Annotated in this window: 17 protein-coding genes; 5 read left to right on the top strand and 12 right to left on the bottom strand. The window is 72.2% G+C overall.

The features are described 5' to 3' along the window. Positions 1–122 precede the first annotated feature (122 nt). The 7 genes from POL72_RS23880 to POL72_RS23850 all read right to left on the bottom strand — a co-directional run bounded on the left by POL72_RS23880 (position 123) and on the right by POL72_RS23850 (position 11,081). Entirely contained in the window at positions 123–1,160 is a 1,038-nt protein-coding gene (locus POL72_RS23880) for an aldo/keto reductase (protein WP_272097826.1), read from the bottom strand. A gap of 220 nt (positions 1,161–1,380) precedes the next feature. After that, positions 1,381–2,112, bottom strand: a complete 732-nt coding sequence (locus tag POL72_RS23875; RefSeq protein WP_272097825.1) for a hypothetical protein — start codon at positions 2,110–2,112, stop codon at positions 1,381–1,383. Between the two features lie 129 nt (positions 2,113–2,241). Beyond that, positions 2,242–6,147, bottom strand: a complete 3,906-nt coding sequence (locus POL72_RS23870; protein ID WP_272097824.1) for an ATP-binding protein — start codon at positions 6,145–6,147, stop codon at positions 2,242–2,244. Positions 6,148–6,331: 184 nt separating this feature from the next. Beyond that, positions 6,332–7,372 carry a metalloregulator ArsR/SmtB family transcription factor gene (locus POL72_RS23865; RefSeq protein ID WP_272097823.1) on the bottom strand — a complete coding sequence of 347 codons (1,041 nt, stop codon included), beginning with the start codon at positions 7,370–7,372 and terminating at the stop codon, positions 6,332–6,334. Positions 7,373–7,592: 220 nt separating this feature from the next. Then, positions 7,593–8,195: a glutathione S-transferase N-terminal domain-containing protein gene (locus POL72_RS23860; protein ID WP_272097822.1), complete on the bottom strand. Its 603-nt coding sequence runs from the start codon at positions 8,193–8,195 to the stop codon at positions 7,593–7,595. Between the two features lie 134 nt (positions 8,196–8,329). Continuing rightward, a complete protein-coding gene (locus POL72_RS23855; RefSeq protein ID WP_272097821.1) occupies positions 8,330–10,009 on the bottom strand; it encodes a right-handed parallel beta-helix repeat-containing protein in 1,680 nt (559 codons plus the stop codon). Between the two features lie 133 nt (positions 10,010–10,142). Then, positions 10,143–11,081 carry a helix-turn-helix domain-containing protein gene (locus POL72_RS23850; protein ID WP_272097820.1) on the bottom strand — a complete coding sequence of 313 codons (939 nt, stop codon included), beginning with the start codon at positions 11,079–11,081 and terminating at the stop codon, positions 10,143–10,145. A 170-nt stretch (positions 11,082–11,251) separates the two neighbouring features. Between POL72_RS23850 and POL72_RS23845 the strand changes: the two genes are divergently transcribed. Further along, positions 11,252–11,707 (top strand): nuclear transport factor 2 family protein, encoded by a 456-nt coding sequence (locus tag POL72_RS23845; RefSeq protein WP_272097819.1) that lies wholly within the window; start codon positions 11,252–11,254, stop codon positions 11,705–11,707. Beyond that, positions 11,704–12,609: an NAD(P)H-binding protein gene (locus POL72_RS23840; RefSeq protein WP_272097818.1), complete on the top strand. Its 906-nt coding sequence runs from the start codon at positions 11,704–11,706 to the stop codon at positions 12,607–12,609. Before POL72_RS23845 ends, POL72_RS23840 begins: the two co-directional genes overlap by 4 nt. 128 nt (positions 12,610–12,737) lie before the next feature. On the opposite strand, the gene POL72_RS23835 is transcribed toward POL72_RS23840, so the two are convergent. The 3 genes from POL72_RS23835 to POL72_RS23825 all read right to left on the bottom strand — a co-directional run bounded on the left by POL72_RS23835 (position 12,738) and on the right by POL72_RS23825 (position 14,474). Continuing rightward, positions 12,738–13,370, bottom strand: a complete 633-nt coding sequence (locus tag POL72_RS23835; RefSeq protein WP_272097817.1) for a MarC family protein — start codon at positions 13,368–13,370, stop codon at positions 12,738–12,740. A 116-nt stretch (positions 13,371–13,486) separates the two neighbouring features. Then, positions 13,487–13,957: an MgtC/SapB family protein gene (locus POL72_RS23830; protein ID WP_272097816.1), complete on the bottom strand. Its 471-nt coding sequence runs from the start codon at positions 13,955–13,957 to the stop codon at positions 13,487–13,489. Between the two features lie 118 nt (positions 13,958–14,075). After that, positions 14,076–14,474, bottom strand: a complete 399-nt coding sequence (locus tag POL72_RS23825; RefSeq protein ID WP_272097815.1) for a low affinity iron permease family protein — start codon at positions 14,472–14,474, stop codon at positions 14,076–14,078. A 316-nt stretch (positions 14,475–14,790) separates the two neighbouring features. Here POL72_RS23825 and POL72_RS23820 point away from each other — a divergent pair, with 316 nt between their 5' ends. Both POL72_RS23820 and POL72_RS23815 read left to right on the top strand, forming a co-directional pair. Continuing rightward, positions 14,791–17,229 (top strand): molybdopterin oxidoreductase family protein, encoded by a 2,439-nt coding sequence (locus tag POL72_RS23820; protein WP_272097814.1) that lies wholly within the window; start codon positions 14,791–14,793, stop codon positions 17,227–17,229. 16 nt (positions 17,230–17,245) lie between these two features. Further along, a complete protein-coding gene (locus tag POL72_RS23815; protein WP_272097813.1) occupies positions 17,246–17,737 on the top strand; it encodes a ferritin family protein in 492 nt (163 codons plus the stop codon). Between the two features lie 12 nt (positions 17,738–17,749). Here the strand turns inward: POL72_RS23815 and POL72_RS23810 are convergent, their stop codons facing one another. After that, positions 17,750–20,023: a peptidase associated/transthyretin-like domain-containing protein gene (locus POL72_RS23810; protein ID WP_272097812.1), complete on the bottom strand. Its 2,274-nt coding sequence runs from the start codon at positions 20,021–20,023 to the stop codon at positions 17,750–17,752. 53 nt (positions 20,024–20,076) lie between these two features. After that, positions 20,077–21,633 (bottom strand): dipeptidase, encoded by a 1,557-nt coding sequence (locus POL72_RS23805; RefSeq protein WP_272097811.1) that lies wholly within the window; start codon positions 21,631–21,633, stop codon positions 20,077–20,079. A 265-nt stretch (positions 21,634–21,898) separates the two neighbouring features. On the opposite strand from POL72_RS23805, the gene POL72_RS23800 reads away from it, so the two are divergent. Then, positions 21,899–22,345: a hypothetical protein gene (locus POL72_RS23800; protein WP_272097810.1), complete on the top strand. Its 447-nt coding sequence runs from the start codon at positions 21,899–21,901 to the stop codon at positions 22,343–22,345. Positions 22,346–22,366 lie beyond the last annotated feature (21 nt).

Below are 22,366 nucleotides of genomic sequence, written 5' to 3'. Positions count from 1 at the left end.
TGCCGGCGCGGCGGCTGCCCGCCGGCGCCGCAGCATCGCGCGGCCGAGAGCGCTGCGCTCCCGCCAACAGAGAGGTCGAACCGCGCCGCCCCGGGCGAGCGGGGGCCGCCGGGGCCAGCTGGTCAGGGCGCCGGGTTCGGGTACCGGGCGTGGATCTGGTCGATCTCGCCGAGCACCGCCGCGTCGAGCACAACGCCTGCGCTCTTCACGTTCTCCTCGAGCTGCTCGAGCGTGGTCGCCCCGAGGATGGTGCTCGCCACGAACCAGCGGCTGCGCACGAAGGCGAGCGCGAGCGACGCCGGGCTCAGGCCGTGGGCGCGCGCGAGCTTGACGTAGGCCTGCACCGCCTCGTCCACGTTGGGCTTCCTGTAGCGCTGGCCGAAGGACTCGAACCGGGCGAAGCGCGAGCCCGGCGGCGGCCCGCCCAGGTGCTTGCCCGTGAGCAGGCCGAACGCGAGCGGGCTATAGGCGAGCAGCGGGACGTCCTCGCGGCGCGAGGCCTCCGCGAGCGCGGAGTCGAACGTGCGGTTGACGAGGCTGTAGGCGTTCTGGATCGACACCGGCCTGGGGAGCCCGAGCTGCGCCGCGACGCGGCTCCACTGCGCCACCCCCCAGGCGGTCTCGTTGCTGAGCCCGAAATACCGGACCTTGCCGTCGCGGATCACCTCCGCGAACGCCGCGAGCTGCTCGGCGATCGGCGTGCTCGACCGCTCGTTCGCCGGATCGTAGGCGCTCGCGCCGAACTGCGGCACGTACCGATCGGGCCAGTGGATCTGGTAGAGATCGATGTAATCGGTCCTGAGGCGCCGCAGGCTGTCCTCGACCGCGCGCCGGACGTTGGCGCGGTTGATCGCGAGCGAGCCGCCGCGGACCCACGGGATCGGGCGGCCCGGCCCCGCGATCTTCGTCGCGACGATCACCTTGTCGCGCGGCCGCTGGCTCAGCCACTCGCCCACGTAGCTCTCCGTGCGCCCCTGCGTCTCGGCGCGGGTCGGCACGGGGTACATCTCGGCCGCGTCGACGAAGTTGATGCCCGCGTCGAACGCGTAGTCGAGCTGCGCTCTGGCGTCCTCGAGCGTGTTCTGCTCGCCGAACGTCATCGTCCCAAGGCAGAGCTCCGAGACCCGGAGCTCGCTGTCACCCAGCTGTCGATAGTGCATCGCTATACCGTCCGTTGGATGCCCAGTACCACGGGGCAGCGCCAGTGTCCACTATAACGGACGAAATTTCTTTTATAACGGATCAGCCCGTCTCGGCGCTCGACCGCGCCCGGAGGCCTGAAGCTCGCCTCCCGCGGCGCTGGGGTCCCGGTCGCTGCCGCCTGGCAGAGGAGATCACCTCGCCGAGGAGCGGCGCCTCCGGAGACGGCCTTGCGAGGGATCAGGGCATTCCCAAGCAGTAGCGAGGCCCTTCGAAGCTTCGTATGGATTGACCATCTTCGCTGACGTTGAGCGTGAAGTAGCTGTAGGCGGAACCCTCCTCACATTGCGCTCCGTACTCTTGCGGACCGGCCGTCGTCCCGCCGATGGGATCGAGCCATTGTTCGACGCTGGGCGTCGACGATTTCCATACCTCGGGCGTCGAACAACCAAACTGGACCTGGTACACGTGCTCCGCGTCGTACGTGTACCTGAACGCCACGACGTTCCTGGGGTAGTCGCAGAACTTGGAGACGTGCGAGCCCGTCATGCTGCCGGTCACGGAGCCGGCATCGTACCCGTCCCCCGTGTGGCCGTCGCTCTGAAAGTCGGCGCAATGAAGGACGAACCCGTTGAGCCACGCGTCACCCCAGACGCGGGCGCCCACGGCGACCCCCTCGCCGGGCACGCACTCCTGGATCATCATGTCGCCGCCCATCGCGCCGCCGCCCGTGCCGCCGCCGGCGCCGCCCGCCTCGCCGCCTCCCGCTTCGCCTCCGCCTCCACCGGCGCCGCCGGCGCCGCCCGCCTCGCCGCCTCCCGCTCCGGCGCCGCCGCCACCGGCGTCACCGCTCCCGCCAGCGCCTCCGGCGGCCTCACCGTCGAACTCGAGCGTTCCTACTCCCGAAACCAGCGTGCATCCTGCGGTCGCGGCGAATCCTACGACCAGAACACCCATCCTCGCAATTCGCATGCGTCGCGTATCCATGGTTCCTTCTCCCGTCAGAAGCTGCCTCGGTCTCGCCGCGGCGCGCGTCGCCAGAGCGTTAGAGCGTTCCGGGCGCGGTCACGCACTGTCGTCGTCGAGGATCCCTGACGTGGATCACTCGGCCCTGGGGGCCGGAGGCTCCTCGATGAGCGACGTCAATCGATCGATCTGGATGGGCTTGACGAGGTGCGTCTCGAACCCTACCCCCTTCGAGCGCCGGAGATCCGCCTCCTGCCCGTAACCGGTGATCGCGATCAGGCGAACGCGCTCACCCGCCGGCTGCTCGCGGAGACGGCGCGCGAGCTCGTAGCCGTCCATCACCGGCAGCCCGATGTCGAGCAGCGCGACGTCGGGCGCGAACTCTTCCGCGATCCGGAGCGCGGACGGGCCGTCGGCGGCGACGCGCGTCGTGTGCCCCATCGCGCCCAGCGACTCGGCCAGGAGCTCGACCGCATCGAGGTTGTCGTCCACGAGCAGGATGCGACGCCGGTCGGCGGGAGCCGGACTCCCCTGCGTCCCGGCCGGCGGGCGCGCCGGCGCGGCCTCGAACGAGCGCACGGGCGCCGCGGCCGGCAGCCGGAGGGTGAACTCGCTTCCGCGCCCGCGGCCCTCGCTGTGCGCGCACACGCGGCCGCCGTGCATCGCGATCAGGTTGTGGACGATGGCCAGGCCCAGGCCCAGGCCGCCCTGGGAGCGGTCGAGCGCCTGGCGCTCCTGCACGAAGCGCTCGAAGACGCTCGCCAGCATCTCGGGGGCGATGCCGATGCCATCGTCGCGCACGGACAGGACGACCTCGCCCCCCGTGCGCTCGGCCCGGACCGCGATCTCGCCGCCGCTCTCGGTGTATTTCGCGGCGTTCGTGAGCAGGTTCGAGACCACCTGGGCGAGCCGCGTGACGTCGCCGTCCACGGCGAGGCCGCTCGAGGGGACCGTCACGGTGAGGTGGTGCCGGCGCTGCTCGAGCAGCGGGCTCGCCTGCTCGACCGCCTTGGCCACGACCTCCGCGAGCTCGATCCGCTGCTTCTTCAGCTCGACCTTGCCCCGCGTGATGCGGGAGACGTCGAGCAGGTCGTCGACGAGCGCCGTCAGGTGCTTGATCTGGCGCTCGATGACGAGCCGCTCGCGCTCGGCGTGCCCTCCGGCGCGGAGGCGCATCAGGTGGAGCGCCGTGACGATCGGCGCGAGCGGGTTGCGCAGCTCGTGGCCGAGCATCGCCAGGAACTCGTCCTTCGCGCGGTTCGCCCGCTCCGCGTCCCGCCGCGCGTCCTCCGCGCGGCGCAGCAGCTCCTCGCGCTCCCGCGCCGCCGCCTCGAGCTTCTTTCGCGCCCGCACGGACTCGGTGACGTCGAGCGCGACGACCAGGATCCGGGTGACGGCGGCGCCCGCGTCACGCATCGGGTGCAGGTTGAAGCTCCAGTACGACTCTTCCAGCACGCCGCGCCCGCGATCGAGGTCGAACCGGCAGTCGTAGGTGACGAACGGCTCGGCCGTCGCGTAGACCCGGCGGAAGACATCGAGGAGCGGCGAGCCGATGATCTCCGGGAAGGCTTGCTGCAACTTGCGTCCGATCACGTCACGATGGCCCACCATGGCCACGAAGTGCGGGTTCGCCATCTCGACGACGAGGTCGGCGCCGCGGTAGACGGCGATCCCGACGGGGGCATGCTCGAACAGCGCGTACATCCTCCCGCGCTCCCACTCCACGGCCCGCCGGTGCGCCGCGAGCTGGAGGTGGGTCGCGACGCGAGCGACGAGCTCGCGCGCCGAGAACGGCTTCACGAGGTAGTCGTCGGCGCCGGCCGCGAGCCCCTCGACGCGGCACTCCTCGCCCGCGCGCGCCGAGAGCATGATGACCGACACGCCCCGCGTCGCCGGATCGGCGCGCAGCGCCCGGAGCAGGCCGAAGCCGTCGAGGACCGGCATCATCACGTCGGCGATGACGAGATCCGGCGGCGACCGCCGGGCGCTCTCGAGCGCGGCGGCGCCGTCGCACACGGCCTCGACGGTCCACCGCTCATCGAGGATGCGCCGCACGTACATGCGCATATCGGCGTTGTCGTCGGCGAGGAGGATGCGCGCGCTCGGGTCGAAGGGGGCCGCGGCGTGGTCGGGCTCGACGTGATCGGCCGGGGCGGGCGCCTCGGCGAGCTGCCACCGCAGCGCCTCCTCGACGTAGGGGGCGGCGCCCGTCGCCGTCGACGCGAGCGTCTTCTCCGCGCGGACGCGCTCCGCCGGCAGGTGCGCGGACCCGCGCGGGATCGCGATCGTGAACGCCGTCCCCTCGCCCGGGCGGCTCTCCGCCCGGACGCTGCCGCCGTGCAGGCGCACCAGCTCGTGCACCAGCGCGAGCCCGATCCCGGAGCCCTCGTGCGTGCGCGTGCGCACCCCCTGGACGCGGTGGAAGCGATCGAAGAGGTGCGGCAGCTCGTGCTCGGGGATGCCGGTGCCCGTGTCGCGCACCGCGAGCTCGACGTCGTCCCCGCGCGCGCGGAGCGACAGGAAGATCTCGCCGTCGAACGTGAACTTCAGGGCGTTGGACAGCAGGTTCAGCACGATCTTCTCCCACATGTCCCTGTCGACGAAGACGGGCTCCGGGAGCTTCGGGCAGTCCACCTTGAACGCGAGCCCCGCTCGCTCGATCGCGGAGCGGAACGCGCTCGCGAGATCGACGGTGAGGCCGGCGAGGTCCGTCGGCTCGTAGGACGCCTGCGCGCGGCCCATCTCGAGGCGCGAGAAGTCGAGCAGCGCGTTGACCAGCTTGAGCAGGCGCAGCGCGTTCCGGTGGGCGAGCGCCAGGTGCTCGCCGGACAGCGCACACCCGGGCGCCGCGAGCGCGTCCTCCATGGGGCCGAGCATCAGCGTCAGCGGCGTCCGGAACTCGTGGCTGACGTTGCTGAAGAACAGCGTCTTCGCGCGATCGATCGCGGCGAGCTCCTCTGCGCGCCTGCGCTCCTCCTCGTACGCGCGCGCGTTCGCGATGGCGGTCACCACCTGATCGGTGATCAGCCGGAACAGCCCGCGGTACGGCTCGTCGAGCAGGCGGCGCGGGCTCACGCCGCCGACGAGGAAGCCATACGGACGGGGTTGGCCCGGCCGCGAGAGGGGCAGGACGATCGCCTGCTCCGGCGCGCTGCCCCAGCGGCCGCCCGGCAAGGCGCCGAAGCGGGCCGCGAGATCGCCCACGAGGATCTCGCCGACCCGCGCGGCCTCCGCGAGCGGCCAGGCCGAGGCCTCGCCGCCTCGCTCGTGGAGGGGGACGCGCGCCGGCTTCACTGCGCCCTCGTAGTCGTCGAGCCCGCTCGCGCCGGCGAGGCGCGCGTCGCCCGTGTCGCCGTCCAGGAGGTAGAGCAGCGAGAACGGCAGATCGGCGTCGTTCGCCGCGAAGATCTCCACGGCTGTGCGGCACGCCTCCTCCGCGGACTTCGCGTGGGCGGAGCGCGTCGCGAGATCGCGCAGCATCCGGAGCTGGCGCGCATCGAGGACCTGCTCCGTGGTCTCCTTCACCGTGACGAGGACGCCGGCGACCCGCTCGGTAACGCCGGGTATCGGGCTGAAGGAGAACGTGAAGTACGCCTCTTCGACGAAGCCTCGCCGGATCACCGGGAGCATGAGGTGCTCGCTCCACGTCGCGGGCCCCCCGTCGAGCACGCTCTGCGTCATCGGGCCGACGACGTCCCAGATCTCGGCCCACACCTCGGACGCCGGAGCGCCCATCGACGCAGGGTGCTTCATGCCCAGGATAGGCAGATAGGCATTGTTGTAGATCTGCAGCATCTCCGGCCCGAGCAACATGAGCATCGGGAACCGATTGCAGAGCACGAGGCCGACCACGGTCTTGAGGCTTATCGGCCATGTCGCGACGGGGCCGAGCTTCGTCTTCGACCAGTCGATCGAGCGCATCAGGGCGCCCATCTCGCCGCCCCCGGCGAGGCAGTCCTCGGCGCTCGCGTCCAGGACGCTGCCATCGGACGAGGGCGCGACGACATCTGAAGATTTCTTCCGTATGCCGGCTGGCAGCATGCAGCGCCATGGTGGATGAGATCCACGGCTTATGCCACCGGGACACGCGCGCACGGCGCAGGCGCCGCCGGCCTTGAGCGGCCCCGGTGGCCTGGAAGCGGGCGAGCGCAGCGGCCTCCGGGGGCGGCGCGGCGGCGCGGTACGGCAGAGCGTGATCGCCTGAGAAGGGCGTGGCGACGCCGGATCACTCGCGCAGCCGCGTATCCGTGTTGTAGCCTCGCGGCGCGAGGGGCGAGAGCCTCTCCAGCCAGATCTGCTCGAGCAGGGTGAGCTCGTCCGCCACGGAGAACCCGGGCTCGTCCTTCTGCTGCACGACCTCGAGCACCTCGAACGTGAAGGCGTCGGCGCCGTGCTGCTGCCAGTCCCGCTGGAGAGCCTCGTTCTGGTGCCCGCCTATGGACAGCATGAAACGGTGCTTGTTGAGCGGCCCATGGAGGTTCGTGCTGCTGCCGAGCAGCACCTTGCCGTTCACCGTGTTCTTGACCTGGAAGATGCCCGCCTGCTTCGGGGTCTCGAGATACTTCCGCTTCATCTCCTTGCGCGTTTCCATCGTGCTCGCTCCTGCGTGCTCCGCCCCTGATCCGGGCGTCCTGCTCTCCGTCTCGGGTGTCGTGTCCTTCGCCTCGGGTGTCCTGGCCTCTGCCGCGATCAGCTCGTAGTGCTGGCCGTCGCGCGCCATGTATCCCTCGTCGACGAGCATGCGCCGGATCGTGCAGTGGTCGGGATACAGGGCCTTGATGATCTCGTTCACCTCCTGCTCGCGGTAGCGCCGGCCCGCCTGGAACTTGCCCAGAAACTGCTCGAGCACGATGCGCCGCTTGCGCCATTGCTTCGGCATCTGGACCAGCACGCCCCCGCGGAAGAAGGCGCGCATCACCTGGCTCCGGGCCCGCTCCGCGCGCCGCCGCGCAGCGCCGTCGGCGGCGGAGGGCAGCGAGACCAGCTCCTTCAGCGTGAGGCGGAGCAGATCGTCGCGCAGCGCATAGACCAGGTAATACTGGGTCTTGCGCTTCGTCACGAGCCCGGCCTCGTCGAGCTTCCGGAGGTGGAAGGAGACCGTGGACGGCGCGCGCCCCAGCCGCTCGGCCAGCTCCTCGGCGCAGTGCGGCCGCTCGATCAGGGCGTTCACCACCTGGAGCCGCGACGCGTCCGCGAGCGCCTTGAGCACGCCGATGCGCGCCTCGACGTCCAGCCCGCGCGCCGGGGGATCTGATTCGACGGTCATCGAACTGAATCTAGGCAGTGCGGCGGCGCCGTCAATCTGTTTCGACAGTCATCGAACCGGAAGCTCGCGACGTGGCCGCCGCTCGTTCGGGCGTCACCGTGGACGAGCGCGCAGCCGGGCTCGGGCGCGAGCCGGACGCGGGCGGGAAGCGGACGAGGCGACGAGCGTCGACCCCCGCAGGGGCGGCGAGCGCCGCCTGGGACCCTCCTACTTCAGGAGCTCACGGCGAGCGGTGCTGCGTGGCGATCATGGACGGGCGTTGGCCGACGACGTCGAACCAGCGCGAGAGGCCGCTCCGGCCGCCCCGCCACGCCCGATCCGGCCAGCGGAAGTCGAGGTAGCCGAGCGCGCAGGCAACCGAGATCGCGCCGATGTCCGCAAGCGCTCCCGAAAGCGCACCGGCGTCGCGCTCCAGCCGGTCGAGGCCGGCCTCGATGGCAGCCGCCTGGCGCTGCATGACGCTGCTCGATCGCTCGCTGGATGGGCGATGCTCGTCGGCGAAGAGGCGCCCGGCAGCGGCGTTGACGCCGTCCGCGATGCCCTGCCGGAGCAAGGCGCTCCACCGCGCCTCTCCCGGCGCTGGATACAGCCCGCCGGCCACGAGGTGGTCCAGGTACTCGCAGAGGAGCGCCGACTCGAAGAGCACCCGCCCGTCCCCCAGGACCAGCGTCGGGACCTTGGCCAGCGGGTTCAGGGACCGCAGCGCCGCGTCCGACCAGGGATTGACCAGCACGAGCTCGATCCGGTCTCCCAGCTGCAGCTCGTGGGCGGTGACCCGCACCTTGCGAGCAAAGGGGGATGTGGGCGCGTAGAAGAGCTTCATGGCGAGCAGTACGCCACCGGGCGAGGAGAGGGACAAGGGAACGACGATTCGAGGAGTTCACGCGCGAAGCGACGCTCCTCGGAGATCAGGAGTCATCTTGCGCGATCCCCTCCCTCCTGGACGACCGACACCCGCTACGGCGGCGGCCAGCGGACACCGAGCCCCTGGTGCGGCGAGTCGGCGCTCAGGCGAACATCGTCCGCTGGGGCCGGCAGCGCGCGCCACACGTCGGGGTGCTGGTCGGGCTGCTCGCCCTGGCTCTCGGCGAGCGCCTCGTAGAGCGCCCCCCGGTGGAGCACGTACGCGCCCTTGGGGTACGTCACGGCGCGCTCGTCCGGGCTGAGCGTCGCGCGGTCGGTCCACCACTCCAGGCGCCGGTAGTCCTCGTCGAGGGCGCCGCCCATGAAGTCGCGGAAGCGGACCCGCTCCACCGCGACCGTTGGATTGTCCTCGGCCTGCACGCTGTCGAAGAGCCACATGATGAACGGATAAGGCCCGTCCACCCGGTTGCCCTTCAGGATGTGCGGGTTCGGCGCGTTGCTGCCCACGGCGAAGACCTGCACGGGCTCGTCCATGTCTGGATACACCTCAGTGTAGTTGAAGTGGAACCCGAGGAAGACGTTGCGCTCGAAGCGTATCGTGGCGCCGGTGTCCACCGCGTGTGTGTACACCCCGCTCAGCGACGTGTCGGCGAAGTAGTTGTCCGTGAACGAGACCGTGTCCGAAGGCGAGCGCGGATCGCCGTCCACGCGCGTCGGGAACAGCTCGACGAAGAGGTCGCCCGTCCCGATCACGACGTTGTGGTGGAAGCTCGAGCTGCCATAGCGCTGGCCGAACTGCACGTTGCCGTCCTGGTAATGGTCGAACGCCGACCGCCACCGGACCGCGCCCGGCCCGATGACGTTGTGGTGGATCTCGCAGTCCGAGCCGAGCTGCCCGACCTGCAGCGCCTCGGTGCCGGTGCGGAGGAACCGGTTATCGTACACCTCGAGGCGCTCGAACGCGTGCTGCGGCTGCGCCTGGGTGCTGCCGAAGTAGATCCCCTCCGAGCCGACGTCGTGCACGTAGAGGTCGTGGATCTTCACGTTGCGCATCGTGGCCTGCCCGTCGTCGTCGGTCTTGGCGACGATGCCGGCGAACTCGGCGCGCGCGACCTCGAGGGTGTCCAGCTCGAAGTCCGAGGCTCCTCCGCCGATGGCCAGCCCGGAGAGGCCCTCCTTGCTGAACGCGTCGTCGATGAAGATGCCGTACGTCCCCTGGCCATGGGCGAACGCGCCCTCGGCGTGCCCCCGGAACCCCTCGTCGCCGGTCTTCGAGACTGGATCGTGGCGGCCGGTCAGGATCCAGCCCTTTCCGCCCTTGATCACGAACACGTAGTTGGCGGCGTCGCCCCCGACCTTGACCTGTCCGCCGAGGTTCGTGATCACGAGCGGGCGCTCCGCGCTCCGCTCGGGCAGGCCGCCGAGCAGGACGCTCCGGTAGCGACCAGCCGGGATGTAGAGCCGATCGAGCGCGCTCCAGTCGACCTCCGGGAACGACCCGGCGAGATCGGGATAGGCGATCTCCGGGAGCTCGCCCTCCCTGGGCGCCGGCTCCGGCAGCGTGAAGGTGGTCGTGGCCTCTCCGAAACGACCGTAGGCCGGGACGCCCGGCGTGGAGCCCCCGACGCCGCTCCCGCCAGAGGTGGCGCCCCCGACACCGCCGGCGCCAGGCGTGGAGCCTCCGGCGCCGGCGGTGGACTCCGCATCATCGCCATCGCCGCCGCACGCCGCCATCGCGACGAGCAGGACACCTATCCTCGCGCCTTGCCGCATCCGCAGGAGGATACGGCATCAGCAGGGCGCGCCGCGCCGAAAGCCGCGCACCACGCGCCGGTGCGTGGGAGCTGGTGTTCAGAGCCGGGTGGACATGATACCGGCTGCGCGGCTCAGCGGCGCCTCCGTCGCGTCAACCTGCGCGTCTGACGGTGGGCGCGCGGTCGTCTCGCCGCCTCGCCTGCCGGTAGCCGATGGGGCTCACGCCGTGGGCGCGCGCGAAGGCGCGCGCGAACGCGGGCTCGCTGTCGTAGCCGACGCGGGCGGCGACGAGCTTCACCGGGAGCGTCGTCTCGCCGAGCAGGACCGCGGCGCGCTCGAGGCGCAGCCGGCGCACGTGATGGCCGAGCGGCTCGCCGAGGAGCGCCGTCGCGCGCGCCGCGAACGCGGATCGCGAGAGCCCGGCCGCTCGCGCGAGGTCCCCGAGCTCCCACGCGCGCTCGGGCGAGGCGCGCACCCGCGCGAGCGCGGCCGCGATCGGCTCGTCCCGGAGCGCGTCCCGCCGCGGCAGCGACGCCGCAGGGTCGCGCAGCGCGCTCGCGAAGAGCGCGTGCGCCCACGCCTCGCCGACCGAGCGGCGCAGCGCCGCCGAGAGCGCCGGCGGGCCGGCGAGCAGCGCGAGCGTGTCGTTGAGCCAGCGCGCGAGCCCCGGCGCCGCGCCCGCGACGTGCACCGCGGGCGGCAGCAGCGCGACCCACGGGGCGCCGGCCGCGTCGACGTGCAGGTCGACGACGACGAGGCGCGTCTCCGGCGGGGCCTCCGTGGCCAGGGCGTCGTCGGCCACGGCGCGCATCCCGCGACAGAGGGCCTCCGGGTGCGCGAGCGAGGTCGTCGGCCGATCGCGGATGGCGTGCTCCTCGGCGCGCGGCAGGAACACGAGCTCTCCCGCGCCGAGCGCGAGCCGCCGGCGCGCGACGTCGATCCACCCGCCGCCGCGGAGCGCCGCGTACACGCGGGCAGAGGCGCGCTGCGCCGGCTGCCGCTTGCCCCAGCGATCGCCGAGCGCGAAGCGCTTCACCTCGGCCTCGCGGAGCACGACGCTCCGGGCCAGCTCGTCGAACGCGGCGGACATGGCGTGATCGACTCTACACCACGCGGCGGGCCGCGCCACGCCGGCGCGCGCGACCCGCCGAGAGAGCGACGCCGGCCGTGGATCGTGGACGCGCGGATCGTGGAGCCGGACGCGCGGCAATCGCGGCGTCTCTACGCTGGCCTCGTCGACACGAAAGGAAAGGACACTCCATGACCCACCCCCTCCCGCATCCCCGGCCGCTCGACGCCGCGCAGGCGCTCGACGCGCTCCTCGATCTCATCGGTCGTGACATGAATGGCTGGCTCGACCTCTTCGCCGACGACGCAACCGTCGAGTTCCCGTACGCGCCGGCGCTCGGCGCGCCGGCGCGCCTCGAGGGCAAGGAGGCCATCCGGCGCCATTTCGAGGGCATCCTCCAGAGCTTCCACGGGCTGGAGCTCCGGGACGTGCGGCGGTATCCGACGACCGATCCCGACGTCGCGCTCGCCGAGGTGCACGGCTCGGCGACCATCGGGCCCGCGCGCAAACGCTACGAGCAGGACTATGTGATGATCGTCGCGACGAGGAACGGCCGCGTCGTGCGCTACCGCGAGTACTGGAATCCAGCGCCCGTCCTCGAGGCCTTCGGCGACGAGCTCAACACGCATCGCGAGGGAGCGTCATGAGAACGCGCGCGGGGAGCGACGGGCCGCTCGTCCTGATCACCGGCGGGACGGGCACCACCGGGCGAGCCGTCGCCTCGCGGCTCGCGGCCGCCGGCGTGCGCGTCCGCACCGCGAGCCGCGCGGCGCCCGCCGCTCGCGACGGCGTGGAGCACGCCCGCTTCGACTGGGCCGACGCCGCGACGCACGATGAGGCGCTCCGCGGCGCCGATCGCGTGTACCTCATGGCGCCCGCGATGGTCGAGGATCCCTCGGCGCTCATGCTGCCCTTCGTCGAGCGCGCGCTCGCGAGCGGGGCTCGCCGCCTCGTCCTGCTCAGCGCGTCGGCCGTGGCGGAGGGGAGCCCCGGGCTCGGCCTCGTCCACCGCGCGCTCCGCGAGCGCGCTCCGGAATGGACCGTCCTCCGACCGTCGTGGTTCATGCAGAACTTCATCGACCCGCGCCACCCGCACGCGGCGGCGATCGCCGGGCGCGGCGAGCTCACGACCGCGACGGGCGGCGGCCGCGTCGGCTTCGTCGACGCCGACGACATCGCGGAGGTCGCCGCGCGCGCGCTCCTCGACGACACGCCGCACAACACATCTCACGTCATCACCGGCCCGGAGGCGCTCAGCTATGATGACGTGGCGGCCATCGTGTCCCGCATCGCCGGCCGCGCGATACGCCACGTCCGCGCCGGCGAGGAGGACGCCCGCGCGTACCTCGTCCGGGCGGGTATCCCATCGCTCTACGCCGCGTTTCTCGTGAGCCTCGACCTCGCCATCCGCGACGGGGCCGAGGACCGCGTCACCGACGTCGTTCAGCGCGTGACGGGCCGCCCGCCCCGCGCCTTCGGCGACCTCGCGCTCGCCCACGCGCACGTCTTCCGTGGGGAGCCCAGCGCGCGCGGCGGCCCGGCCGCCTAGCGACGTCCGATCCGCCGGGCCCCGCCGCGTCGAGCCGACAGGCGAGCTCGACGACGACCGCCTTCACTCGCTCCCGACCTGCCCGACCCGACCGCGATGACACACCCCTCGTCCAGCTCCACGGGGCGTCACCCGTGCCAGAGCTCCTTCACGCCGTCGGCCATGAACTGCACGGCGATGGCGGCCAGGATGAGGCCCATGACGCGCTCGAGCACGGCCATGCCGGACGCCTTGAGCGCCCGCTGCACGAGCCCTGCGCCGCGCAGCACGAAGTAGGAGGCCACGAAGGTGATGGCCACGCCCGCGAGCACCAGCCCCATGGCCACCGGGTCATTGCCCCCGCGCGCCATCAGCACCATCACCGTGGCGAGGGCGCCCGGCCCGGCGAGGAGCGGCATGGCCAGGGGCACCAGCGCCACGTCCTCCTTCGCGATGCCCTCCTGCTCCTCCGACGGGGTGGTGCGCGTCGCCGAGGAGCGGGCGCGCAGCATGTCCAGCGCCGTGACGAGCAGCAAGAGCCCGCCCGCGACGCGGAACGCGGCCAGCGAGATGCCGAAGACCCTGAAGACGACGCCGCCGAAGAGGGCGAAGAACAGCATGAGCCCGCCGGCGACCGCGCACGCCCGCCGCGCCGTGCTTCGCACCTTCTCCGGCGGATCGCCCGCGGTCATCGTCAGGAACAGCGGCACGATGCCGAGCGGATCCACGACGAAGAAGATCGCCGACAGCGACACGAGGAAGACCGAGACGTAATGGGCCATGCTCATCGGATGCGTCGCGGACCCCGCGGGCCAGGCGCATCTCCCACATCCTCGACGGCCGCGCCAGAACAGCGTCGAGGAGGGACGAAGCCCTCGTCGAGCCGCGCCGCGCGCCGCTACGCGGCCCCGTTCTCGTCATCCTCTGTCGAGATGCGGCGCTCGACGCGCCTTACGACCGTGAGGACGAGCAGGGTAATTGCGCTCCCGGCCACGACGAGCCGCCACAGCCCGTATCCAGCGCTGATGCCGAGCGCAGCGGAGACCCAGATGGCCGCGGCGGAGGTGAGCCCTGTCACCCTCGGTTTGCCGCCGGAGTGCTGCGAGAACCGGAGGATCTCACCCGCGCCCAGGAATCCGATGCCTGCCGCGATGCCCTGGACGACGCGGCTGGCCGAGTCCGCCGAGGCTTCCAGCGCGGCCATGACGAAGATCGCGGAGCCGACGCTCACCAGCATGTGCGTCCGCAGCCCGGCCGGCTTGCCGGCGGCGTGGCGCTCCCAGCCGACGAGCGCGCCCGAGGCGAGCGCGAGACCGAGCCGGAGGAAGAGGTTCAACAAGGTGCTCCGGGACGGATCCAGCGGGCTCATGTCCGACGCCGTAAAGGTCTGAGTGCTTGAACGCAAGGGCCCTCGACCACGTGCCTGGCACGGTGCCTGGAACCGTTGGTGTCTGCTCGGGGTCGGGCCACAGGGGCTGTCTCTGGGGTCAGGCGTCGGGGCAGTCGGTGTCGTCCGGCGCCTTGCGCGCGGCCCTCGCAAGCGCCTGATAGCGTTTGCGAGACCGCTCGAGCGCGCCCTCCTCCAGCTCCTCGAGATCCATCAGCGCGTTGTGGGCGCCGTGCGTCGCGCGAATCAGCTCGTCCAGCTTGAGCTGCATCGCCTCGGTGTCGCGCGTCTGCGTGTTCTGGATCAGGAACACCATGAGGAAGGTGATGATCGTCGTCCCCGTATTGATCACGAGCTGCCACGTGTCGCTGAAGTGGAAGAGGGGTCCGGTGACCGCCCAGACGACGATGACGGCCACGGCGAGCACGAACACCTTGGGCCGCCCGCAGAGGTAGGACGTCTGCTTCGCGAATCGCGCGTACCACGTCTTGTTGTGCACCGTCGCTCCTTTCCACGACCGCTCGCTCGGGCTCGGGCCTCGGTCCTCGTGAGTGCAAGCGCCGAGCCACGGCTCCGGCCGCGCGGGACTCCGCGCTTGAGCAGCGCCAGGGCGCGAGATCGCGAGCCGCAGCCCGTGCGCCGCGAACAGCCGGCGGGGGCGGAACCTCCGCAGCGCTCGGGCGCACCGCCGCAGAGAGCGTTCGTTGTCGAGGCCGGCGGACTACACCAATGACGCGCGTGCAGGCGCTTCTGTAGCAAAATGCATCACTCGCCCGACTCGCTGTTGCGCGCGACGAGCGGTAATCGGAACACCCATGCTGGACCGGATCGCGGATCCCTGGGGCGTCCGGACGCCGTACGGGCGGGACGAACCGTGGCCGACACGGGTCGATCAGCTCCTCGATCCCGGCCTCGCCGAGGGCGACGTGGAGCGCTGGGTGCATTCCGCCTGCGTGCTCTGCGCGAACGGCTGCGCCCTCGACATCGCGGTCAAGGACGGGCGCATGGTCGGCGTCCGCGGGCGGGGCGCGGACCACCCCAACCACGGTCGCCTCGGGCCCAAAGGCCTCTTCGGCTGGCAGGCGAACCGCGCGCGCGACCGGCTCACCCGGCCGCTCGTCCGCCGCGGCGAGAGGCTCGTCGAGGCCGACTGGGACACCGCCATGGGCGCGATCGTCGCGCGCTCCAGGGAGATCCGGGCGAAGCACGGCGCCGGCGCGTTCGGCTTCTACAGCTCCGGGCAGCTCCTGCTCGAGGAGTACTACACGCTCTCGCTCCTCGCCCGCGGCGGCCTGGGCACGCCGCACGTGGACGGCAACACCCGCCTCTGCACCGCGACGGCGGCGCAGTCGATGCGCGAGAGCTTCGGGTGCGACGGGCAGCCAGGCTCGATGTCCGACGTGGACCACTGCGATACGCTGTTCCTCGTCGGCTACAACGTCGCCGAGACGCAGACCGTCTTCTGGATGCGCATGCTCGATCGGCTCGATGGCCCCGACCCGCCGCGGCTCGTGGTCGTCGACCCGCGCCGCAGCGTCCCCGCGCGGCGCGCCGACGTCCACCTCCCTATCAAGGGCGGAACCAACGTCGCCCTGCTCAACGCGATCCTCCACGAGATCCTCAGGAACGGCTGGCTCGATCGCGCGTTCGTCGACGCATACACGATCGGCCTCGACGCGCTGGCCGCGCTCGTCGACCGCTACCCGCCCGCGCGCGCGGCGTCGATCTGCGGCGTGCCGGCCGATCGGATCCGCGAGGCGGCGCGCGTCCTCGGCTCCGCAGAGCGCCTCTTCTCCGCCTGCCTCCAGGGGGTCTATCAGTCGAACCAGGCCACCGCCGCCGCCGTCCAGGTGAACAACATCCACCTCGTCCGGGGGATGATCGGGCGGCCCGGCTGCGGCATCATCCAGTCGAACGGGCAGCCGACCTCGCAGAACACCCGCGAGACGGGCTGCAACGGCGAGATGCCCGGCTTCCGCAACCACCGGAACCGGCGGCACATGGAGGAGCTCGCGCGGATCTGGAACGTGGATCCCCTCGTGATCCCGAGCTGGGGAGCGCCCACCCACGCGATGAAGATCCTCCGCTACGCGGCGGAGGGCTCGATCAAGCTGCTGTGGATCATCGCCACCAACCCCGCGGTCTCGATCCCCGAGCTGCGCCGCCTCCGCTCCACCCTGGATCAGGAGCCCCTCTTCGTCGTCGTCCAGGACGCGTTCCTCACCGAGACGGCGCGCCACGCCGACATCGTGCTGCCCGCGGCGATCTGGGGAGAGAAGACTGGCACGTTCACGAACACGGACCGGACGGTGCACCTCACCGAGAAGGCCGTCGAGCCGCCGGGCGAGGCGCGGTCGGATCTCGATATCCTCCTCGATTACGCGCGGCGGATGGATCTCCGGGACAAGGACGGCGCGCCGCTCGTCAAGTGGCGCACGCCCGAGGAGGCGTTCGAGGCGTGGAAGGTGTGCTCGAAGGGCCGCCCCTGCGATTACACAGGAATCACCTACGACAGGCTTCGCGGCGGCGGGATCCAGTGGCCGTGCACCGACGAGCGCCCGGAAGGGACGCCGCGGCTCTACACGGATCACCGCTTCTTCAGCGATCCGGAGGTCGCGCAGGACTTCGGCCACGATCTCGACACCGGCGGCGCGCGCTCGGAGACGGAGTTCCGGGCGCTGAACCCGGCTGGCCGCGCGTTCCTCCGCGCGTCCGAGTACCTGCCTCCCATCGAGGAGGCGGACGACGAGTACCCGTTTCTGCTCACCACGGGGCGGACGATCTACCAGTTCCACACGCGGACGAAGACGGCGCGCGCGCCGCAGCTCCAGCGGGCCGCGCCCGACGCCTGGGTCGAGATCGCCGCGCCCGACGCGCGCCGGCTCGCCATCGAGGAGGGCGACTGGGTCCGCGTCGAGTCGCCGCGCGGCCACGTGGTGGTGCGCGCGCGGATCAGCGAGATCCGCGAAGGCGCCGTGTTCCTTCCCTTCCACTACGGCACCTGGGACGAGGACCCCGGGAGCCACCGCTGGCCGCGCGCCGCGAACGAGCTGACGATCACCGCGTGGGATCCGGTGAGCAAGCAGCCCTATTTCAAGGTGGCGAAGGTCAAGCTCCTCAGGGTGGCCGCGAGCGGCGGGGTGCCCTCTCCCGCCCCGACGACGGGGGCCGCGGCGCCCGCCCCGGGCGTCGTCGTGCCACCCACGGTGGGCGGTCCGGCGGCCGAGGAATCCAACCCCAGGCCAGGCGGCTGAGCGAGAGGAGGCCGAGTTGCTCCTGGGAAACGCGCTCCACAGGCTCCACGAGGCCGAGGCCAACCTCGGCGAGTCGTTCCGCGCCGCGGCCGAGAGGCACGCAGACCACCTCGATATCGCCCATCTCTGCCTGCGCTTCGCCGCGCAGTGCGAGCGCCGCGCCGAGGGGCTGCGGCCGTTCGCCCGGAAGCACGGCGTGCGCCTCGAGGGCGCGCTGGAGCGCCGGATCGGCGAGGAGCTGCGGAGCGGCGCGCGCCGCGCCCTCGCGAAGGTGCGCCCTCGGACGGGCGTGGCCGGCGCCGAGCTGTTCGCCGACCTGCGGCGCCTCTACCCGATGGCGCACGACTGCGAGATCGGCTGGGTGCTCCTCGGCGAGGCGGGGCACGCGGCGCGCGACGAGGGGCTCAAGGCGTTCGCGGAGGCGGCGCTCCCGGAGAAGGAGGTGCAGATCCGGTGGCTAAAGACCACGCTGCGCGAGAGCGCCGTGCAGCTCCTCGTCTTCTCCTGATCTCCGCGCTGCTCAGTCGAGCGGCACAGGCGAGGACGCCGTGGCGACCAGGTAATCGCGCGCGCCGACACCGCGCTCCTGCGCGAGGGCGAGCGGGACAGGCCGGTAGAGCAGCGTGGCGGTGACGTTCGCGGCCGCCGAGCAGCCCGCGGGGATCGCGAAGCCGTGCGACGTCACCGCGACGCTCCCCGGTGCGATGCGGTTGTCGCTGGCGATGTCGACGGCGCGGTGCTGCGGCGCGTGCCGCGCGCCCGCCGGATCGACGAGCACCTTGGCGAAGGTGTAGCCCGCGGCGCCGGCGAACGCGGCCGCGGGTAGCTCGACATCCACGGTCGGCGCGGCGAGGGGCGCGCCGAGGTAGACGATATCCCCGTCCTGCGCGGGGATCGCGCCGCTCAGGGTGATCGCGCCGCCCCCCGCGGCGACCACCCGCGCCTCGCCGACCGGCGCGCGGATCTCCAGGCCCTTGTCCGCCGCGTCGAGCGACGGGTCCGCGAAGCGGCCGATGCCGGTGTACTCGTCGTAGACGCCGGTCGGGCGGACGATCCGCACCACGTCGCCCGCCTTCGCGCGCGCCGCGCCCTCCTCCCAGGCGAGCCGGGCGCCCGTCAGGGCCGCGCCCTGGCCCACGCGCGCCTCCGCGAGCGCGCCGCCGGTGTCGTTCACGGTCATGCCGCTCGACGGCGCAAGGGGCGCGCCGCACGCCTCCGCCGTGACGAGGAGGACGAGCGCGCGCATCGGCTCCCCGGTCGGGACGGCGTGGCCCGCCGCGCCGCCGGCCAGGGAGACCGTGACCGCGAGCTCGCCCGGCGCGGCCGAGGCGTCGATGCGGACGTCGACCGCGCCCTGGATGAGCCGCGGGGAGCCCTCCAGCGGGCCGCGGAAGAGGTGGGAGCGGACCGTCCCCGCCGGGCGGACGAAGCCGAGCGAGACGCTCGCGTTCGCCTCGTTCGTCACGTCGAGGCTGCTCTTCAGCGAGAGGACCCCCGGCATGTGGCAGGCCTGGCACTGCGAGGCCGGGCGGTTCCAGGAGCTCGCGGCCCACTCGGAGAACGTCTGATGGATCGGGAGCCCGTCGGGCCAGCGGACCGGATCGAGCGCCGCGCCGGGCAGGAGCGCCGCCTGCTTCTGCTCATGGCAGCCGCCGCAGAGCTCCGAGGACGAGAACTTCGGCTGGTAGCTGCCGCCCATGAACCTGTTCGGCACGTCCGGCCGCGGGCCGAACATCACCTCCAGGAGCCTCGATGAAGGGTCAGGAGAGCTCCTCTCCTGCGGGCGCTGGACGATCAGGGCGCCGGCGACCCCGGGCGGCTTGCTCAGATCGACGTCGCGGATCTTGTGGCAAGCGTCGCAGTGATTGCCCTTCTCGAACGCGATGCCGGTGGCCTCGAGGAGGTCTCGCCCGCCCGCGGGGCCGTCGATCCCCGCAGCGTGGCAGTCGGCGCACGCGCCGAAGGCCGCCGGGCGCGCGTCCTCGGGCAGCGCGGGGTCGTCGCATGAGGGCTGCGCTCCCCCGCCGCAGGACGTGTTGAGATCCGGCAGCACGCCGCTCCCGAGATAACACCGCATCGCGGCAGCCCCCTCGCTCCCGGGGACGCGGCCGGCCTTCCAGCGCCCGCCCGCGGCGCTGCACGAGGCCTCGTCCGCGGGGGCCATCGAGATCCCGGCGTAGATGGCCTGGAGGAGCGGGCTTCTGGCCGACCGCGCGTGCCCCGACTCGAGGAACTGGGCAACGAGCGTCGTGTGGCAGTGATCGCAGAACCGCGTCGAGTTGTGCGGATCGCCGTCGCCCGGATCGCCGTAGGTGTAGCCGAGCGCGTTGTCCGGCGGCGACGCGCGGCGAATGGCGATCTCCACCGGCCCGTCGGGGACGACCTCGAACTCGATGCCGTCCGTCCGATACCCGATCTTCGCCGCGACCACCGTCGGCTGGCCCGGGATGTCCCGCGTGATCTCGATGGAGAACGCGCCGTCCGGGCCGGTCACGAGGGCCGGCTCTCCGCCGGCCTGCATCACGATGGCGCCCTCGAGCGGCGCCGCGCCGTCGGTGACGACGCCGGTCACCGTGAACACGCGCGGCAGCTCCTCCAGGGCGCCTCCAAAGCCCGTGGCCGCGCTCACGTACGTGGTCGTCGTCACAGGGTGCGCGCCGGCGCCCTGGCCTCCGCCGCCGTGGCCGCCCGGCGGCGGCGCCTCGGAGCACGCGCCGCCGAGCACGCAGGCGGCGAGCGCCGCCGGAAGCGTGGATGTTCGTGGCCGGGTCAGGGTTCGCGCCGCCGTTCGCATCCCGGAGGATCGCCACGGTAAACCCGGCTCGGCCGACTGTCGACGGCGAGAGGCTACCGCGACAGCAGGAGCTCCGAGGACGGAGACTCCGGCGCTCCGGCCTTCGAGGGCTGCGCGACAGGTCGCTGCTGCGGCGAGGACGGCGGAACACCCCCCCACGACATCGGCCCGCGCGACGGCGGGGGCGCCGGCGGCGGGGGCGCCGGCAGCAGGGGCTGGGTCGGCAGATCGCCCAGCTCGGCCGCGCTGAGCTGCTGTGTGCTGCCGTCCCCGGACAGCGTGGTCTCCGTCGAGGCCGCATAGGCCTCGGCTTGCTCGAGGACCCGCACGAAGTTCCCGCCCAGCAGGCGGAGGATGTCCGCATCCGAGTAGCCGCGACGGATGAGCTCCAGCGTGATGTTCGGGGCCCCGGCGCTGCCTGCGAGCCCCTCCTTGAGCGCCTCGTTCCCATCGAAGACGGAGCCGAGGGCGACATGCTCGATCCCCGCGACCTTCACCACGTGGTCGATATGGTCGATGATCCGCCACAGCGGCGGCGTTATCTGCCCCTCCTGGGTCCTGAGCTTCTCGATCTCCTCGCGGAGCGCCCTCGTGTCGCCCGGGAGCCTCTCGCCGAGCTCCTTGAGGTGCGCCCCGTACTTCTGCGCGAAGCGCGCCGACTGCTCCGCATACGCCTCGTCCAGGAAGAGCGCCCAGGAGTTCACCATGACGAGCCCGCCGTTCTCCGCGATCGCGCGCAGCATGTAATCGTCGAGGTTGCGGCGGCGGTGGCCGGCGGCGGGCATCGTGGAAGAGGTGATGATCGGCGCCCTGGCCACCTTCATGACGCCCTGGAACGTGCCGTCCGATGCATGCGAGACGTCGACCACCATGCCGATCCGTTGCATCTCGCGGACCACGGCCTCACCGAAGGGGGACAGGCCTCGGTCGCGCACATACCCGGGATCGAGGGCTCCTCCCGCGGAGCCTGCCCAGTCGTTCGTTGTCATGTGCGTGAGCGCCATGGTGCGGACGCCGAGGCGGTAGAACGAGCGCAGCGCAGGCAGGGAGTTCTCGATGGCGTGCCCGCCCTCGATGCCCATGATCACGGCGATCCTGCCTTCGCGCTCGGCGCGGCGCACGTCTTTCGCGTTGCGCACGAGCGTCAGCGTCTCGCGGTGGCGCTCGACCTGCCGGTGGGTCGCCTCGATGAGATCGAGCGCGCGGCGCGCGGCGCTGCCGCCGAGCCGCGAGGACGAAGGCGACGCGGACGCGCTGACGTGGATCGGGAAGAACGCGCCGGTGACGCCCGCCGCCTTGATCCTTGCGACCTCCTCGGCCATCAGCTCGTCGTCCGAGCTCACCTGAGCGAACGAGCCGCCGAGGAGCAGCGAGGGCACGCCGCTGTGGCCATCCACGAGGATCGCCTTGGCTTGCAGCCGCGCGGCCCGCTGCTCCGGCGCCTCCAGTCCCGGCGGGACCGCCGCGAGGTCGGGCGCCGACGTGTACCAGGGCCCGACGTCGTCGGCGGACGGCGCGACGACATCGGGCGCCGCCGCGGGCGCAGGGGAACGAACGCAGGCCGCGAGCGACGCGGCGGCGAGCAGCGCGAGCATTGGCGAAGTGCGCATGACCGGATCGTACCATGCGAGCTCGGCGGGAAAGCTAGCCATGGCGGCGGCAGGATCGTGCGCCGGAGAGGCGAGGCAGCAGCGCCGCTCGGCACCGACATATCGGTCCTGGTGGTGGCCCTGGCCTCGATGGAGCGGGATCTTGAACCGCCGGGGCGCCAAGGACGCTGTGAGCGTGTTCTGTTCTTGGCGTCCCTGGGGGCTTGGCGGCTCATTTCTCGCTCGATCGACGAGCTCGGTGTCCTAGACTCGAACGAAAGACCCGATGTCGCTCCGACAGCGCGACTACATCCTCCGCATGATCGAGCAGCTCGCCGAGGCCATCGGCAGGGTCGCCGGGCTCCGGCGCGCCGGTCAGCTCGACGAGGCGGAGCTGCTCGTCCGCACCACCGCCGACGGGCTCTTCGGTCCGATGCGGGACATGCTCGACCGGCTCGACGCCGCGGGCGCGGCCACGCTGCTCGGCGACCACGAGAAGATCGGCGCGTACGCGGCGCTCTCCGCGGAGCAGGCCGAGATCCTCGAGCTCCGGGGTCGGGCCGCGCAGGCGCTCGCGGAGCGCAGGCGCGCGCTCGAGCTCTACCTCGAGGCGGTGAGCCGCGCGCCCGAGGGCAGCCCCCGCGCGCAGGAGGCCGCGCGCGCGCTCCTCGGCCGGCTGGACGCCGCGCGCCTGCCGGAGCGGTACCGCGCCCTCGCCGCGAAGCTCGGCTGATGGGAGCAGCGGGGCCCGCCT

Source organism: Sorangium aterium, assembly GCF_028368935.1.
Taxonomy (GTDB): Bacteria; Myxococcota_A; Polyangia; order Polyangiales; family Polyangiaceae; genus Sorangium; species Sorangium atrum.
This window is presented reverse-complemented; position numbering and strand designations above follow the sequence as displayed.